Source organism: Pedobacter hiemivivus, from assembly GCF_005144565.1.
Classification (GTDB): domain Bacteria; phylum Bacteroidota; class Bacteroidia; order Sphingobacteriales; family Sphingobacteriaceae; genus Pedobacter; species Pedobacter hiemivivus.
Genome location: NZ_SWDX01000003.1, coordinates 335,233 through 351,918, shown reverse-complemented (window position 1 = coordinate 351,918; position 16,686 = coordinate 335,233). Strand labels below are relative to the sequence as shown.

General features: G+C 37.9%; 13 protein-coding genes. 5 read left to right on the top strand and 8 right to left on the bottom strand.

Going from position 1 to position 16,686, the window contains the following annotated elements; translation table 11 throughout:
- The first annotated feature begins 53 nt into the window (after nt 1-53).
- Nucleotides 54-785: a ferritin-like domain-containing protein gene (locus tag FBD94_RS08655; RefSeq protein WP_136879913.1), complete on the top strand. Its 732-nt coding sequence runs from the start codon at nt 54-56 to the stop codon at nt 783-785.
- Nucleotides 786-802: 17 nt separating this feature from the next.
- On the top strand, nt 803-1,654 hold the full coding sequence (locus FBD94_RS08650) for a ferritin-like domain-containing protein (protein WP_136879912.1): 852 nt from the start codon (nt 803-805) through the stop codon (nt 1,652-1,654).
- 46 nt (nt 1,655-1,700) lie between these two features.
- On the opposite strand, the gene FBD94_RS08645 is transcribed toward FBD94_RS08650, so the two are convergent.
- The 3 genes from FBD94_RS08645 to mqnC form a co-directional block, all read right to left on the bottom strand.
- A complete protein-coding gene (locus tag FBD94_RS08645; RefSeq protein WP_136879911.1) occupies nt 1,701-2,315 on the bottom strand; it encodes a putative toxin-antitoxin system toxin component, PIN family in 615 nt (204 codons plus the stop codon).
- A complete protein-coding gene (locus tag FBD94_RS25910) occupies nt 2,302-2,472 on the bottom strand; it encodes a hypothetical protein (RefSeq protein WP_169472254.1) in 171 nt (56 codons plus the stop codon). The genes FBD94_RS08645 and FBD94_RS25910 overlap by 14 nt, the downstream gene beginning before the upstream one ends.
- A 140-nt stretch (nt 2,473-2,612) precedes the next feature.
- Nucleotides 2,613-3,737 carry a cyclic dehypoxanthinyl futalosine synthase gene (gene mqnC, locus FBD94_RS08640; RefSeq protein ID WP_131611960.1) on the bottom strand — a complete coding sequence of 375 codons (1,125 nt, stop codon included), beginning with the start codon at nt 3,735-3,737 and terminating at the stop codon, nt 2,613-2,615.
- A 114-nt stretch (nt 3,738-3,851) separates the two neighbouring features.
- Here mqnC and FBD94_RS08635 point away from each other — a divergent pair, with 114 nt between their 5' ends.
- Together FBD94_RS08635 and FBD94_RS08630 are read left to right on the top strand one after the other, a co-directional pair.
- Nucleotides 3,852-5,096, top strand: a complete 1,245-nt coding sequence (locus FBD94_RS08635; protein ID WP_131611944.1) for a M16 family metallopeptidase — start codon at nt 3,852-3,854, stop codon at nt 5,094-5,096.
- Nucleotides 5,089-6,363, top strand: a complete 1,275-nt coding sequence (locus FBD94_RS08630) for a M16 family metallopeptidase (protein WP_136879910.1) — start codon at nt 5,089-5,091, stop codon at nt 6,361-6,363. Before FBD94_RS08635 ends, FBD94_RS08630 begins: the two co-directional genes overlap by 8 nt.
- A gap of 12 nt (nt 6,364-6,375) precedes the next feature.
- On the opposite strand, the gene FBD94_RS08625 is transcribed toward FBD94_RS08630, so the two are convergent.
- The 3 genes from FBD94_RS08625 to FBD94_RS08615 are packed head-to-tail and all read right to left on the bottom strand — an operon-like array spanning nt 6,376 to nt 12,165.
- A complete protein-coding gene (locus FBD94_RS08625; RefSeq protein ID WP_136879909.1) occupies nt 6,376-8,271 on the bottom strand; it encodes a DUF3857 domain-containing protein in 1,896 nt (631 codons plus the stop codon).
- A complete protein-coding gene (locus FBD94_RS08620) occupies nt 8,271-10,271 on the bottom strand; it encodes a DUF3857 domain-containing protein (protein ID WP_131611937.1) in 2,001 nt (666 codons plus the stop codon). The genes FBD94_RS08625 and FBD94_RS08620 overlap by 1 nt, the downstream gene beginning before the upstream one ends.
- 58 nt (nt 10,272-10,329) lie before the next feature.
- On the bottom strand, nt 10,330-12,165 hold the full coding sequence (locus FBD94_RS08615; protein WP_131611935.1) for an outer membrane protein assembly factor BamB family protein: 1,836 nt from the start codon (nt 12,163-12,165) through the stop codon (nt 10,330-10,332).
- Between the two features lie 313 nt (nt 12,166-12,478).
- Between FBD94_RS08615 and guaB the strand changes: the two genes are divergently transcribed.
- Nucleotides 12,479-13,948: an IMP dehydrogenase gene (guaB, locus tag FBD94_RS08610; protein ID WP_131611933.1), complete on the top strand. Its 1,470-nt coding sequence runs from the start codon at nt 12,479-12,481 to the stop codon at nt 13,946-13,948.
- Between the two features lie 56 nt (nt 13,949-14,004).
- Here guaB and FBD94_RS08605 read toward each other — a convergent pair whose 3' ends face one another.
- A complete protein-coding gene (locus FBD94_RS08605) occupies nt 14,005-14,718 on the bottom strand; it encodes a hypothetical protein (RefSeq protein WP_131611931.1) in 714 nt (237 codons plus the stop codon).
- Nucleotides 14,719-14,760: 42 nt separating this feature from the next.
- Nucleotides 14,761-16,638, bottom strand: a complete 1,878-nt coding sequence (locus FBD94_RS08600; RefSeq protein ID WP_262710987.1) for a sensor histidine kinase — start codon at nt 16,636-16,638, stop codon at nt 14,761-14,763.
- Between the last annotated feature and the right edge of the window lie 48 nt (nt 16,639-16,686).

Here is a 16,686-nt window from a genome sequence, read left to right as displayed (position 1 = left end):
ACGATTATGAATCATGCGACGGCAAGGTCATAGTTACTGAAAAACTAAAGACTATGAAAAACTTACAGAAAAATGAACAGCTTGATGTGTTGCAAGAAGAAAGCAATATATTTAATGCCCGCTTGCAACGTCGTTCCTTTTTGCAATATGCAGGAGCCGGAGCAGCAGGAATTGCTTTAATTGCAGCTGGCTGCAAAAAAAAGTATCAGGATGATGACATGATGCCTACGGGTGTAACTTTAGATTTTAAGGATGATTTCGGGGTGTTAAACTATGCCTATGCTTTGGAACAATTGGAAGCTGCCTTTTATATCCAGGTAGCCTCCAATCCACCCTCTACATTTAGTGCCGCAGAAAAAACCTATTTCCAGGACATTCAATTTCATGAAATTGCACATAGAGAATTTTTTAAGAAAGCACTAGGACCTGCAGCTATTACTGGTTTAGAAGTCGATTTTTCGAGTATAAACTTTACCGATCGCTTGAGCGTTCTGGGGGCCGCCAAAGCTTTTGAAGATTTAGGGGTTGCCGCTTACAATGGTGCTGGTGTGCGACTAAAAAGTGATACCTATTTAATTTTAGCTGGACAGATTGTTTCGGTCGAAGCTCGTCATGCTGCATACATAAGGGATCTAATTTCGAACGGAAGTTTTGCCGATTTAACCAGTCTAACCGCACTTGGTTCAAATGACGCTGGTGGGCTAGACGGAGCTCTAGCACCTGATAAAGTGCTTGGAATAGCCGGAAAATACATCAAAACGAAAATTAACGTAATTAATCTTTAACCTTAAAATCAGAAATCATGAATATCGTAAATATATTAGAGGAAATTGAAAAGGTTGATGGAGAGATTTATGAGCGTTTAAATCCAAGAAGGGCTGCCATGAAGGATTTTTTTAACATGGGTAAAAAAATCTCTTTAGCTGCCTTACCGTTGGCAATGGGATCTATGTTTCAGAAAGCTTATGGGCAAACTACCCCAAGCACCGTTACAGATGTTTTGAACTTTGCTTTAGCATTAGAGTATTTGGAGTATCATTATTATAATCATGCGCTGGTTGCCGCTCCAACATTAGTTCCGGCAGGTGCACCAACAGCAGCAATTACTACCATTCGTAACCATGAAGATGCGCATGTAAAGTTACTAAAAGGTGCATTGGGTGCTGGAGCAAGAGCTGAAATCACTTACGCAATGACTGATTTTACTGCTGGAGGGATATTTACTGGTGTATATACAGATTACGTTACCTTTTTAAAAGTAGCATTGGGATTTGAAGATACGGGAGTTAGGGCTTATAAAGGTCAGGCTACCTTACTGAAAGGGAATGCAGTATTGACAACTGCTTTGCAAATTCACTCTGTAGAAGCGCGCCATGCGTCGCATATTCGTCAAATGCTTGCAGCAAATGGTGCAACAGGTTTAAAACCATGGATTAGTTTAGGGCCTGGTGGTATCTCAAATGATACTGGCGTTACGCAGGTAGATGCTGTTTATGCGCGTGAAAATAATGATGTACAGGCAGGGATTACCATTACAGGTATTGCAACCGGTGTAACTAAAGCAGCGGCAGTGGAAAGTTTTGATGAAACATTATCAAAAGCTGAAGTTGTTGCGATTGCTAACTTATTCTTGAGAACAGGATTTAAATTATAGTTTGTTTAAGTTTAAGGTGGGGAAGGGGGAAAGACCTCTTCCCTTTTTAATCAGCCTCCCTAAGCAGTCTCTCGAGTATCTCTTGAGTTAATCCATTTCTAGCGGCTTCCTCTTGAAGTTTTGTAATTGACCTCATGATTTCGGGTATTTCGGCAATTGCCCTTTTTGGATGTTCGATCAGCTCTTTTTCACGAGGACTAGTGTATGCTACTTTTGGTTCATTAATCACTAACGAATCATCAAAGTCATTAAAATAGCTTAAAAATTCTATAGGTGTTAATATTGGAATATTCTCAAAAGGGTTTAAAACTAATAAATCTTGATCGCCAGTTACAATACAACATGTATTGTGGTCTGTAGCAAGGTTAAGAAGCATATTGTCATTGTTGTCGCGACAAATTTTAAAATCAGATTTAACTTTCTTGAACTGCGCTTCTTGAGAAAATCTGTAAAGTATTTGTGTTCTTTCTAGTTTGGAAACATACTTATCAAATTTAGGTCTTAATAATACGCGTTCAAATTCAAAGAATGTTTCCTCAGAAAATAACAATATGCCATTGTAAATACAATACGCTAAAACTTTAGCAGAAATGGAGCTTCTAATAATGAAAGCACTAATTAATATATTAGTATCTAATACAAAACCCTTAGTCCTTACCATTCAATATCTCACTTAGAATTTCCTCGGTAAGCCCTCTTTTTTCTGCTGTATTTTGAACTTTCCTTATGAATTTAAGAAAATCTGCTGCTCTTTTTTGCGTGTAGGTAGACTTTAGTCCTTGTCCTTTTCTATCGGCTTCAATTGTTATTCTTTTCACGATATTCGATTTTGTTAAACATTAAACTAATCAAATATACTAAAGTATTTTTAAACTATTGTTATTTTCATTAAATTTAACTATTGGTTGTTTTTAGAAAAAAAGCACTAATAGTTAAATAAAATTTGATGGAAGAGTTTTTAATAATTTATTACCTGTTCTTCTAAATGATCCGGTAAATCGCGGTAGTTGTATTGTTGTCCACGTAACTGTGGTTCAAAACCCGCTTCCCTGATCGCATCCTGAATCCCTTTTGCTGTAAAACGATGCGGTGCACCAGCAGCAGAAACTACATTTTCTTCGATCATGATAGAACCAAAATCGTTGGCACCAGCATGTAAACAAAGTTCCGCTACGTTTTTACCAACGGTAAGCCATGAAGCTTGTATATTTTTAATGTTAGGTAGCATAATGCGACTTAAAGCCAACATTCTGATGTATTCATCACCAGAAACATTATTGCTGATACCCCTTAATCTCTTTAATAAAGTACCATCATCCTGAAAAGGCCAAGGTATAAAGGCCAGAAAACCTTTAGCATCAGCAGGTTTTTCACTCTGCACTTCTCTTATCCATACCAGGTGTTCAAAACGCTCATCAATGGTTTCAACATGGCCAAACATCATGGTTGCAGATGTGGTGATATCTAATTGATGAGCAGCTCTCATTACATCAAGCCATTCCTTTCCACCACATTTACCTTTTGATATCAATCGTCTAACCCTGTCATTCAATATCTCGGCACCAGCACCAGGCAACGAATCCATTCCAGCTTCTTTTAAAGCAGATAAGACTTCAGTATGAGAAAGTCCTTCCAATTTAGCTACGTGAGCAATTTCGGGTGGACCTAAAGCGTGAAGTTTTAAATCAGGGTATAGTTCCTTAAGGCGTCTAAATAAATCGGCATAAAACTTTAGGCCTAGATCTGGATGATGACCACCTTGTAACAACAACTGATCGCCACCTAATCTAAATGTTTCTTCTATTTTTTGTTTATAGGTTTCTATATCCGTGATGTAGCTTTCATCATGACCAGGTCTTCTAAAAAAATTACAGAATTTACAGTTGGCGATACATACATTGGTTGTATTTACATTCCTATCTATCTGCCAGGTTACCTTGCCACTTGGCACTTGTTTTTTTCTCAGTTCATTGGCTACATAAGCCAGTTCAGCAGTTGCTGCATGATGATATAAAAATACACCCTCTTCCTTTGTTAAAAAGTCGAAATGCAAGGCCCTGTGTAATAATTCGGCAGTATTCATACCACAAATATACCATAAGTTGTTTTTATCAATATAATTTGTTTGTCCTTTATTAAAAAGGATGATATTTCGGCTGCCCATTATTCCTATATTTGGCCCAATTATTTTCAATATATGGTAGATTTTAACCGTTTTACATTAGCCAATGGCTTGCGTGTTTTAGTGCACGAAGATGATACTACGCCTATGGCGGTGTTAAACATTTTATATGATGTTGGCGCCAGAGACGAAGAGCGAGACAAAACAGGTTTCGCGCACTTATTTGAGCACCTCATGTTTGGCGGATCAGTAAACATTCCAAGTTACGATGAACCTTTGCAAAGGGTAGGGGGCGAAAACAACGCTTTTACCAGCAATGACATTACGAACTATTACATCACTTTACCAGCGGTAAATATAGAAACTGCTTTCTGGTTGGAGAGCGATCGGATGTTGAGCCTAGCTTTTTCCGAAAAGAGCTTGGAGACTCAGCGTAATGTGGTATGCGAAGAGTTTAAACAGCGTTACCTTAACCAACCTTATGGTGATGTATGGTTAAAACTAAGACCCTTAGCTTATTCAACCCATCCTTATCGCTGGGCCACAATAGGTCAGGATTTAAAACAAATTGAAGATGCTAAAATGGAAGATGTTAAGGCATTTTTCCAAAAGCACTACAACCCGAAAAATGCCATAATGGTAGTGGGCGGAAATGTTAAAACTGAAGATGTAAGAGCGCTTGCAGAAAAATGGTTTGCCCCAATTCCTGCCGGAGAAAGATATCTTAGGGATCTGCCTCAAGAACCGGTGCAGACAGCTGAAAGAAGAGAAGTGGTACGTGCAGATGTTCCTTTGAACGCCATTTATATAGCCTTTAAAATGCCTGCAAGAAACGATAATGCATACCAAACATACGATCTGATGTCGGATGTGCTTTCACAAGGGCAATCTTCCAGATTGTATAACAGTCTGTTAAAAGATCAGCAGTTGTTTAGCGATGTTCATGCTTACATCACTAGTAGTATCGATGAAGGGTTATTTGTAATTGAAGGTAAGTTGGTCGAAGGCGTTAGCATAGAAACGGCAGAGGCAGCTATCTGGGCTGAACTCAACAAGCTTGTTGAAGCCGAGGTTACTGATGTGGAGATTACGAAGGTGAAAAACAAGTCAGAATCTATCATGGTATTTGCTGAAATGAGTTTGCTAGATAAAGCGATGAACCTTGCATATTATGAATTATTAGGAGATGCTGATGGTCTGAATACTGAAATCAACAAGTATCTTGCTGTAACACCTGCAGCTATTCAGCAGGCCGCAAAAGCTACCTTCAAGAAAGAACAATGCTCAACTTTACACTATTTAACTGCCCAAGATGCTTAATCGTACACTAGCCCCAGAATCGAAACTGGTTGATGAAATTAGTTTTATTGAACCTTTAAAACAAGTACTGGATAATGGTATACCGGTTTTTACCATCAATGCAGGTAAACAAGAGCTTGTTCGTATAGAATTTATATTTGAAAATGTAAATTGGAATGCCTCAAAACCACTCGAAGCAATTGCAGTCAGCCATTTAATAAACAATGGTACCAGTACGCTTAGCGCTAAGGAAATTGCCGATAAGGTAGATTATTATGGTGCTTTCCTCCAAACAGAGTATGGCGCAGATCAAACTTGTATTAAACTTTATACACTAAATAAACACTTGCAATCGGTGTTGCCAATTCTGCGCTCGATTTTAAATGAAAGTATCTTTCCTGAGCAGGAACTGGCTATTTTTATCCAGAATCAAAAGCAATCCCTACAGGTTAGCTTGCAAAAGAATGATTTCCTGGCAAGGAAAAGTTTTGCTAATGCACTCTTTGGCGAAACACCTTATGGTTCCAATATTCAGCCTTTGCACTATGATGATTTAAAAAGAGAAGATCTTTTAAATTATTTTAAAGCAGCATATAAACCTAAAAACTGTACTGTTTTTGTAGCTGGTAAGTTTGAAGAAGCAGAATTTAATATTCTGAATAGTATTATAGGTAAAGATTGGGATAACGATGCACCATCGATAACCAATAAGTTTAGTTTTACGAGTATTCACCAGGGAGAGATTTTTGTTGAAAAACCAGATGCCATTCAATCGGCAATCAGAATGGGTGCACTAGCCATTACCAGAAATCATCCTGATTTTCCCGGTTTTCAAGTGTTAAACTGTTTGCTAGGTGGTTATTTTGGTTCCAGGTTAATGGCTAATATTCGCGAAGATAAAGGTTATACATACGGTATTGGTTCAGCAGTAGCCTCTTTAAAAGACGCGGGTTATTTCTTTATTGCTACAGAAGTCGGCGTAGATGTATGCAGCAATACCCTTGCAGAAATTGAAAAGGAAATCAGTATCCTTAAGACTGATCTGGTACAAGATGGCGAGCTGGCTTTAGTCAGAAATTATATGTTAGGATCCATGTTAGGCAGCCTTGAAAATGCATTCTCCCATGCAGATAAGTTTAAGAATGTTTATTTCTCTGGACTGGACTACAGTTACTATGAAAACTACATTAAAACAGTAAAGTCAATTACTGCTGGAGATTTAAAAAATCTGGCAAATAAATACCTCAATACCGACAGCTTTACCAAAGTTGTTGTGGGTAAGAAATAAAATATATCCTGGCTAATCTATTTTAGCCAGGATACCTTTTTGTTTATCAGCTTGATATATTTTTTTATAAAAGGCAACAAGATCATTGTATTTTTCTGGCGGATAAATCGCATTTACCATCAGCTGTGTCCGGGTATATACTAGCGTATTATCCTTTGCAACTACCTTCGCCGTATACTTTCCAAATTCTGATTCAATAGCAATATCTTTAGGCATAAATTCTACTTTATATCCTTTTGGTATGGTGTAAATGATCTCATCCTCATCTTTATAGCCATATTTAATGCTGAAAAAGGTTTTGCGCGCTTCCAAAGCCGTTACCGTATTTTCTTGTCTGTTTAACAGATTTAGCGTTAAAAATAGCTTATCGCCACCTTTGGTCAGCAATTGCGAAGATTTTAACTCGATTTGTTCATGAAGTATAGGGCTGTCTTTATCTGGTTGAGTAATGTTCAATGTTGCAATCTGCACATTTGGGATGCTTAAAGTGTTCATTACCCTTTTTCTCCGGTCCGTAGGTTCCATCAATAGTAGGCCAATATGATCTTCGTACTGTGCATTTTTATATTGAGTTTCAATATTGATATTTGCAGAACCTTCTTCATCTAACATTACTTTTGCATTGCGATGTTGAAGGTTACTAGATGGAGTATATGTAGGCGTTTGAACCAGTTTACCACCCTCTTCTGTAACTAATAAAACAGTCCTGTTCGAATTGTCGTTTCCAATAAAACCTGCAGGTGTGTATGGACTGGTGCATTCCAGCCAGGTAGTGTCTTTTTCAAGAGGAACGCAAAGGATCATGTGGTTAGCCTGATTCATACTGGCATAGTTCTTATTTAAAGAAGGTAAACCATTACCAATAACAACAAGGTTGGATTTTATGCCTGCTTCCTGTAACAAAGCCTTCATGTAGTTAGACAAGCCTTTGCAGTCGCTATAATTCACAGCCGATACTCTCTCAGCTGTAATTGGTTTAAAACCTCCAATGCCCAGTTGTACACCTACATACCTGGTATTCGATTGCAGATAGTTGTACAATATTTTTATTTTTTCTTTGGGCGTTTTTGCATCTTTAACTAAGGATTGGATTTTAGCTTTTGCCACCTCAGGCAACACTTGCCCTCCATTACTCAGGTTGAAAATCCATGAGCCAAGGTTTTTCCAGTTTTCGATGTTGGCTTTCGAGTGGTCAAATTCAAACTCATTAGGGGCCACATTTACCCAAGGCATAATATTTCTTAAGCCAATACTCATGGCTTCAAACTCTGCCGCAGGGATATTTTCGCAGTTCCATTTGTAGTTTATTTTGTCTTTTACCTTTAACGAATCCGTATTTAGTCCTTTACTTTTCATGTATTTAAAAGTCATGGTCTCAGGAATCTTAAAGGTATAATTTGATTTTTCTATAGCAATATCCCATGTGCTTGCCGGATACCATGTTGGATAATTGAGAATCCCATTATAATCCACCGTGTAACTAAACTCTATCGTATATGGAAAGCTGGTATGTAAAAAATCAAGGTACTTGATCCTGTCATCCTGATACAGGGTACCATCAGAAACTGCACTCTTGTCTTTGAAATCCGCATTTTTATAATCTTTTATTTTATTGCCTTTTTCATCATATAGTGAAGCTTTTAAATTGGAAATACTCGAAAATTTATCATAATATTCACTCATTCTTGAGGAGCTCTCACCATTTTTATTTAAAATGGTCATGGCCGTTTTATAAGTTTGTACGGCAGTTCCCTGGTCCTTTACCTCATAAATTAGTTCTTCATTTCTAATAATCACAGATGCATTATGAGTTAAATTTGCTGGAATTTTGCTCACATCATAGATTCCTTGTGCTGTAACCTTTGCAAAAGCAAACAAGGCGGTTATAAAAAGTATAGATCTTCTCATTAGCTTTTCTTAAACACAATTTGTTCGGCCTGTTTTCTAACAATGTTTTTAAAAAGTTCTTTTAAATCATAATACTCTTCAGGAGAGAAAGTCGCTTTTTTAATAGATATTTTGCTGGTGATCATAATTTTGTTTTCCTCAGCCGCAAAGATGAATGTGAAGGATGCAACATCATTAGGCACTATTATTTTTTCATTTTTGGGAGTTTTGTCAAGTTGATAGCCTTTAGGGAAATCAACTGTAATGCGATAGTTCTCTTCAGTAGGAAAGGCAAAATCAACAGGGAACTTTCTTTCCTCCAATTTAAATGGATTCTCTTTAGTTCTTTCGAAAAGTAAGGGGGTGAAATAGGCTAGATTTCCCGCTTCTTCTACATTATCTTCTAGCATAACATCCATGGTCTCAATCAGCGGAGCATTAAGGTTATCAAGATCTTGAACTTTGTAATTTTGTATGCCAAGTCCTGGTTTATCAGTTTTATAACTTTTTAGAAAATCGGTTTCATTAGTTGCCGACCGATATTTGTCTCTACGGTTTAAGGCCTCATAGTGGGTAGATGCTAAATAAAGCTTTCCACTGAGTTTGTTCTCCTTACTTAGCGTAAGCATTAGATTTATGTTTCTTTTACTCAGTCTGTTCTCCTCAGTAGATATCCACGTTGCATTTTCATCTTTTAGATTTACTTTAAGTCCCTGATGGTTCAGGTTATTATATGCGATCAGGTCAGTGGTATGGTCCTTATCTGTAGCATCCAAAAGGATCATTTTATCTCCAATTTCGGCCTGAATAATAACATTGTTAAATTCGGTAAGCATAGGCATTCCAGGGTGTGCTCCATTTCCTCGAGTGCTCAATAATACTGGAGAAGCAGTAATATTCGCTTCGGTTAGCAGGTTAAGTAAACAAAGGTTAATATCTGCGGTATTTCCTGTTTTCTTTTCAAATATAGTTTTAGGATTCGTTTCCGAAGTATACATATTATAATCATCATTCCATTTGATGTTATTTTTGACATAGTCAAAAATAAGCTGCATTACAGTATCAGGCTTCGTTTCCCCTTTTAATATGTCTTTTAATATGGTTTTGCTATGGCCTCTTTTATTAATAAAGCTTCCAAAATTCTCCTCATCTTTTAATCCTTTAACAATTTTAGGCCATGACGAGGTAAACTCTCTATATACTTGACCAGGAATGGTAATCGAACTCAACTCAAAACCTACCTTGCTCACATAATCCTCCATGGTAGTGATGTAGTTCTCCTGTTTTAATCCGGGGATATTTTCTGCCTGATAATGAAGATGTACTGATTGTAAGTTTATCGCTTGGCCGTTAATGAAAAACGATTGATTGGTAATGTCTCTTGTGGGATTTAAATATACATACCCAGCTGCGTTTACTTTGTATTTGTAATATTCAGGAATGGTGATGTCATATTCAGAATATAAGGTCGGAATGGCTCTTTGGAAATACCATGACCTTAGTGTGAAAATAAAATCAGAAGATATTCTGTATTTATATTCAACAATCGATCCTTCTTTTACATTTGGGAGTGCAAATTTTTTAAGGGTATAGTTTTTATCCTGTTTTTCCGAAAACTTGGCATCTTTACTTAATTTACTAGGCACTATTTTGCCGCCTTCAAGGTTATAGGTGGCGGCCTCCATATAGTCTAATTTCGTTTCGTCAGTGTTTTGTTTGTAAAACTGAAGCTCCAGATTGGCATAATCATACCCAGTTTTATTAATGATTTTGTAGCGCGTATGTCGTTCAAAAACGTAGACGAAATCACCTGTTTTAGGGCTGAGTTCAAAATAACCTTTACCTACATCAAATAATGCTATAGCGGAAGCTGCAGAATCTACACCACTTACTTTGGTGTCAAATTCTTCAAGGCTTATTTTGCCATACTTAAATGTTTTTGGCTTAGTTGGTTTTTCTTGTGCGAATGAAAATGTACCTATTACAAGTAGGCACAGCATTAGTGCGGTTCTTTTATTCATGAAGGCGATAATTTGTCTATACAATTATACCGTATATCACGAAAAGAAAAGAATTTATTTACTTAATTTTTAGTAGAGTAACTACACCATCCATTGTTGCAACCAAAACTGCATTTTTACTCAATACATTTACGGTATTAACCATTGAGTTATCGATTTTGTGTGCCCATAAAGTTTTACGCAATTCAGGATCAAAAGCATAAACTACACCGTTTCTTGTGCCGAAGAATACCTGCTTATCTTTTGCAATTAGCATAGAAGGAGCATGTTCATAACCAAAGTTCATATTCAATCTCCAGGCTACGCCCGGATCGGTTGTTTGCGTCTTATAAGCTACAATGTCGTTATTCATGGTTTTACCAAAGATCATGGAACCATCTTCAGATATACCTATAGATTCCCTTACAGTAGCGTCTTTGTTTTTCCACAGAGAAGTACCTGTATTGGCATCTATGGCATTCAGCACCCGGTCAGGAGTAGCTACATAAATGATGCCCTTGTGCGCTACAGGTGTACACATTGCTGGCGAAAACATGCGGTTTGCATGACCATTATTCCATTTCCATAACAAAGCTCCGTTGCGTTGATTTAAGGCATATAAATGCCTGCCCCATGACCCAAAGACCACTTTGCCTTCGTATAATAAAGGTTTGCCAACAATGGTTCCCTCAACACCTTTGAAAGCCCATAGTTGTTTCCCTGTCTTGATATTGATGGCCCTGAAGTGGTGGTCGGTTCCTCCAATATAAACTATATCGCGGTCAATTATAGCTGAACCCAAAACGGCAGCTCCCGTCTTCAATTTCCAAATCCGCTGACCAGTATTAACGTTAAGCCCATAAATGTGGCCATCTCCTGATCCAATTACCACGATATCATCAGCTATTGCTGCTGAAGAATAAATAGCCCCATTTGTTTTGAAAGTCCACTTTTTGCTGCCATCTTCTATATTTAAGGCCTCTACTTCGCCAATGCTGTTTCCAAATATGACCAGCTTGCCGTCTGTTGCTGGGGTAAGCACCACATTGGCAGGAGCATGGTAAGTCCAGACTTTTGTAACTTCTGGATAAATGGTATTTAGCAAGTAAGAAGGTCTTTCAACATTAGCTGTGCCTGTTGCCCTAAATTTTCCCAATGCAATTTTTCTCCATGGCTTTTCTATCGTTATTCCAGGTTTTTTAACCGCAAATAATACTGAGTCGTCCCGCATAGTTACAATATTATAGCCGCCTAGTGTATCCTTCGCCCTTAGGTTAGAACGCCCCATGGTTCCTGGTACTCCTTCAAAATTAAGTGCCTGATTAGAATGGCCATGTCCACATATGGCGTATTGAATGTTATAATCTTTTATCCTGTCTATAGCTTCATACCAGTTGTCTAAACTATTGTCAATAGGGTAGTGGTTAATAAAAACCAGAGGCATGGTCGCTGGCGTATTTTTTAGTACTTTATCTAACCAAACAACGGCATCTCTGGGAATGTGACCGTCAGACATTCTTACATATGGTCCGGAGGCGCAGGCAATAAAACGATAGCCATTATGATCAAACGTAAACTTATCATCGCCAAATGATTTAATAAAATCAACACCACCCGATTCCGACCATCCTGTATCATGATTGCCAGGGATCACATGATATGGTTTTTTTAATCCACTTAAAATTCTCTTAGCCAGCTTAATCTCTAATTTAGTTCCCATTTCGGTTACATCACCAGTAACGACTATAAAATCAAGATCAGTTTGTTTGTTGATATCATGTACAGTTCTTCTTAAATCCTCTTCAGCAGTAGCAGTTCCAATGTGGGTGTCAGTAACAAATGCATATTTAAAAGTCTGGGCATTTACACTAAAAAAGAAGGTGATAAAAATGAGGAGAGAGGAAAGCTGCTTCATGTTTCAGTTAGATTTGTATTGGGTCAATTTACATCTTTTTGATAACAATGGGAGTCATTATATACATTGGTTTCTGATAAGGTGTTGCTGGCTCAGAATAGGGAAGACCATTTTATTTGATTAGCGTTTAACTATAATGCTAAAAAATAAAAGGACAGCTCAAAAAAGGTTAACAATCTTTAACATTGGCAGATGGATAGTTAATTTGATTGTAATCTTTTGGTTCAATCAGACTATATTCTAGAAACTGTTGCGTAATCACAACAATAATAGTATCTTTGCCCGGCAAATAGTAACTCTTAAATTATTTGCTATGCAACTCGATCCCAATAAATTTATTGCCGAAGGACTAACGTACGATGACGTATTATTAGTACCAGCTTATTCTGAAGTTTTGCCACGCGATGTGGATACCGGAAGTTTCTTAACCAAAAAAATACGTATTAATGTTCCTATAGTTTCTGCTGCTATGGATACTGTAACCGAAGCTGGTTTGGCTATTGCCATTGCCCAGGCTGGTGGTATCGGTATGCTGCACAAGAATATGAGCATTGAACGTCAGGCAGAGGAGGTAAGAAAAGTAAAGCGCTCAGAAAGTGGAATGATCCAGGATCCGGTTACTTTAAATGCAAATGCTAAAGTTGCTGATGCGTTCCAGATCATGAAAGACTTTAAGATCGGTGGAATTCCTGTTATCGATGCCGATAACAAACTGGTAGGTATCATTACCAATAGAGATCTGCGTTTCCAGAAAGATATGCAGCGCAAAGTTTCTGAAGTGATGACCAAAGAAAATCTGATTACTGCTGCTGAAGGTACAACCCTTTTGCAAGCTGAAGAGATTTTACAGGATTATAAAATTGAAAAACTGCCTGTTATTGATAAAGAAGGTCGTCTTGCCGGATTGATCACTTTTAAAGACATTCAGAAATATAAAAATTACCCTAAAGCTTGTAAAGATGAGCGCGGGCGTTTACGCGTTGGTGCTGCTGTAGGTGTTGCCGCAGATAATATTGATCGTGTAGCAGCACTAGTGCAGGCTGGAGTTGACGTAGTAACGGTAGATACCGCCCACGGTCATTCTAAAGGTGTAATTGATATGGTGAAAGCCATTAAAGAAAGATGGCCTGAATTGCAGGTAATTGCAGGTAATATTGCTACAGCTGATGCCGCACTTGCTTTGGCAGCTGCTGGTGCTGATGCCGTTAAAGTTGGTATTGGTCCAGGTTCTATCTGTACTACAAGGATCATAGCAGGGGTAGGTGTACCTCAGTTGTATGCTGTATTTGAATGTGCTAAAGCACTTGAAGGAACAGGGATCCCAGTTATTGCCGATGGTGGTATCAAGCAAACAGGAGATATTGTTAAAGCTTTAGCAGCTGGTGCAAGTGCAATCATGGCAGGTTCATTATTTGCAGGTGTAGAGGAATCACCAGGTGAGACCATCATTTACGAAGGTCGTAAGTTTAAATCTTACCGTGGTATGGGTTCTGTAGAAGCGATGCAACAAGGATCTAAAGATCGTTATTTCCAGGATGAGACTGACGTAGTTACTAAATTGGTACCAGAAGGTATTGTAGGTCGCGTACCTTACAAAGGAACATTAGCCGAAGTAATTTATCAATATGTTGGTGGTTTAAGAGCCGGAATGCACTACTGTGGTGCAGCTACAGTTGAAGATTTACAGAAAGCTAAATTTGTTCGTATCACTGCTGCAGGGATGAGAGAAAGTCATCCACACGATATTTCAATTACTAAAGAAGCACCTAATTACTCACGTTAGTAATTAGTGATAACTAGAAAAGGGCTGTTAAATAATTTTTTTAACAGCCCTTTTTTTTATAAAAATTCGTCCTTTTTAATCTCCCAGGTCCAGGGCTTTTTAAAGCTGTTAAAAGTGCGTAGCGTTTTTATCGTTAATGGCTGATCAAAAATGTTGTCTTTCAGCGTGCTATCGTTCATCGTTCCAGTTACCACTTTTCGCGTTTTATTTATAAAATCATATCGCTTGTCATTCATTTCTCCCGAACCAGAATGATAGGCAAGATTGTTAGCCTGGACTAACTGCCAGTCTTTATCTAAATATTTAAAGCTATAATTTAATTTCCAGCGCCAGTTTCCGCCACCCTCAAAAGATAATAAAAGTTGGTTAGCCTGAATGTGCATGGGCCGTAAGGGATCGCCCATGGCTCCTCCTTCTTCCGATCTTAGCATGAAATTGTTGTTTTGAGTGGCTAGTCTGTATGCGCCGTTAGTAGATTTTTTAAAGTAAATGGCCAGTATTCTGGGTTTTTGTACCTCTGTTATGAGCTCCGTATCGTTATCCCCATAAGCTCTGCTCTCCTTCACTGGTCTGTAAAATTCAACTACAAAGGCCATGTCTTTTATGTTGTCGTTATTTAGGTCCCCATATACACTGTCTATTACTTTCCAATTGGAAGGGGTAAGAGATGCCAGCGATTTTCCGGAAGCTGGAAGTTCAGGAAATATAAAAGGTTGAGCATATATAGCTGTATGGCAAAGCAAAAAAAAGAGGATTAGTTTGATCTTCATTCGTTGGTATTTGTTTTTTTCGTCACAAACTATAAACGATAATTATGCCACAATAGTGTTTTGGAGATTAGGCAATGGCAGCTCAAAGCAAAATGAAACTAACCTGCCACTTAGCTTTACGCTTAATTCACTTCCATTTCCTTTAATATATTCCCTGCACAAATGGAGTCCCAGACCTATGCCTTTTTCATGACCAGTGCCATAAGTGGCTTCAAAAGCCCCAGGGTTGGTAATGCTCTCGATATTTAGCGAATTTGTTTTAGAAATGGTGTTGTTTACACAGATTTTTATAGCAGATTCATGAGGGCTTAAAGTAATGTCAATTCCGTGAGAAGAGGGGGTAAACTTTATGGCATTATCGATGAGGTTACGAAGCACCAATTGGATCTGATTCTCATCCGCGAATACCATAGATTGATCGGCTGCATGCAAATTGATGGTGATTCCCTTTGATTGTATAAGTGGTGAATAAACTAGCGCAAGATCTTCAATAAGTTGTTTGATGTTGAAGGCTGTCGGAACGGTTTTAACGCCCTCCATTTGGCTTTGTGCCCAATACAAAAGATTATTGAGTGTGTTGTGTATGGTATCTATATTTTTCCGGTTTTCATTCAATAGTATTTTAAGCTCATCCAGCGAAAGCAGATCCATGTCTTTTAAGGCGAAAATGCTGATTAAGCTACTAAAAGGACTTCTCAAGTCATGGGCAATGATGGAAAACAACTTGTTTTTCACCCCATTCGAAGCCTCCAATTGCGCAATAGTTTCACTAAGCCTCAAGGTTCGCTCTTCTACTAGCTTCTCCAGTCGTTGATTTTGTGTTTGTATTAAAGAAAAATTCTCATCTCTCACCTGTTGTTCGCTTCTTATTATGGTCCGGTAACGATCACCAAGGGCAAAAGCAAGTAGCAGCAGTTCAATAGTAGAACCTATAGGAACAAATTCAAAGGTGTAGTCATGATAAGTGAGCACTCCGGCTAGACTTAATACGACTGCAATAACGGTTACCGTGATAAATGACCAAGCTAAAATGTAATATTTTGCAGGTTTATGCCCCTTTTTATAAGCAATAAGTCCGGAGGTCCATAAAATGACGGCGCCGGCCATAGTAACCACCTGCGCCATATGTGAGGCAATGCTTTTAAATCCGGCAATGCTCGCACATAACATTACAATACTGCATAAAAGGAGGAAATTACAGGCATGAACCAATAATTTAGATACGTTTTTGAGGTTTAGGAATTTTTTAGAAAATAGTATGGATGCTATAATGGATATGGCGAGGAAAGCATGAGGGTAGTGGTTAAGTAAAATTCGTGCATCTTGGCCAAATAAATAGCTGTACCCTCTTAAATACATGACCATATAAATGCCCAGCGAAAAAACATATAAACTGTAATATAAGTAGGTGCTGTCTTTTAAACTGAAATAGAGAAAAAAGTTAAATAGCAATAGGGTAAGCAATATGCCCAGGTATATAATTTGAAGGTTGTTCTTTATTGATTTTCCAGGTATAAAATTATCGGAACTAACGATCTTAATAGGTACAATAAGTATGTTATTGGTCTTTAGCTTAAGCCATAACTTGGTTATTGTATGGCTTTGGGGAGGTAAATCGAAAATGTAATTATTGGTTGCAATTACTCCAGGTATTGATCGAACAATTGAACCGGCAGTCCTATATACTATCCCTGTCTCAGTGTGCGTATAAAAATCAATATGGTCAATATTAGGAATATCCAAGACTAAATAATCTCTGTTGGTGGCACTGCTGATATAATCTATCTTGATCCAGAAAGCAGATTTCGTATTTCCGAAATTTAGGATCTCAGTTTGCCCTTTTTTAAATTGCCCTTTTTTTAATAAAATCTGGATCTGATCAAGCGTAAGCTGGGCACTTTTGTCCTCAAAATAAGAGATGTGCTTGCCTAGGTTACAGTCCCTTAGATTGCTATCTAAATGGATAAC

What these genes read in the sequence shown, in the direction of transcription:
- FBD94_RS08625 (WP_136879909.1), bottom strand. Translation starts at nt 8,271, where the DNA reads ATGAGAAGATCTATACTTTTTATAACCGCCTTGTTTGCTTTTGCAAAG.
- FBD94_RS08615 (WP_131611935.1), bottom strand. Translation starts at nt 12,165, where the DNA reads ATGAAGCAGCTTTCCTCTCTCCTCATTTTTATCACCTTCTTTTTTAGT.
- FBD94_RS08605 (WP_131611931.1), bottom strand. Translation starts at nt 14,718, where the DNA reads ATGAAGATCAAACTAATCCTCTTTTTTTTGCTTTGCCATACAGCTATA.
- FBD94_RS08635 (WP_131611944.1), top strand. Translation starts at nt 3,852, where the DNA reads ATGGTAGATTTTAACCGTTTTACATTAGCCAATGGCTTGCGTGTTTTA.
- FBD94_RS08650 (WP_136879912.1), top strand. Translation starts at nt 803, where the DNA reads ATGAATATCGTAAATATATTAGAGGAAATTGAAAAGGTTGATGGAGAG.
- FBD94_RS08620 (WP_131611937.1), bottom strand. Translation starts at nt 10,271, where the DNA reads ATGAATAAAAGAACCGCACTAATGCTGTGCCTACTTGTAATAGGTACA.
- FBD94_RS08655 (WP_136879913.1), top strand. Translation starts at nt 54, where the DNA reads ATGAAAAACTTACAGAAAAATGAACAGCTTGATGTGTTGCAAGAAGAA.
- guaB (WP_131611933.1), top strand. Translation starts at nt 12,479, where the DNA reads ATGCAACTCGATCCCAATAAATTTATTGCCGAAGGACTAACGTACGAT.
- mqnC (WP_131611960.1), bottom strand. Translation starts at nt 3,737, where the DNA reads ATGAATACTGCCGAATTATTACACAGGGCCTTGCATTTCGACTTTTTA.
- FBD94_RS08630 (WP_136879910.1), top strand. Translation starts at nt 5,089, where the DNA reads ATGCTTAATCGTACACTAGCCCCAGAATCGAAACTGGTTGATGAAATT.
- FBD94_RS08645 (WP_136879911.1), bottom strand. Translation starts at nt 2,315, where the DNA reads ATGGTAAGGACTAAGGGTTTTGTATTAGATACTAATATATTAATTAGT.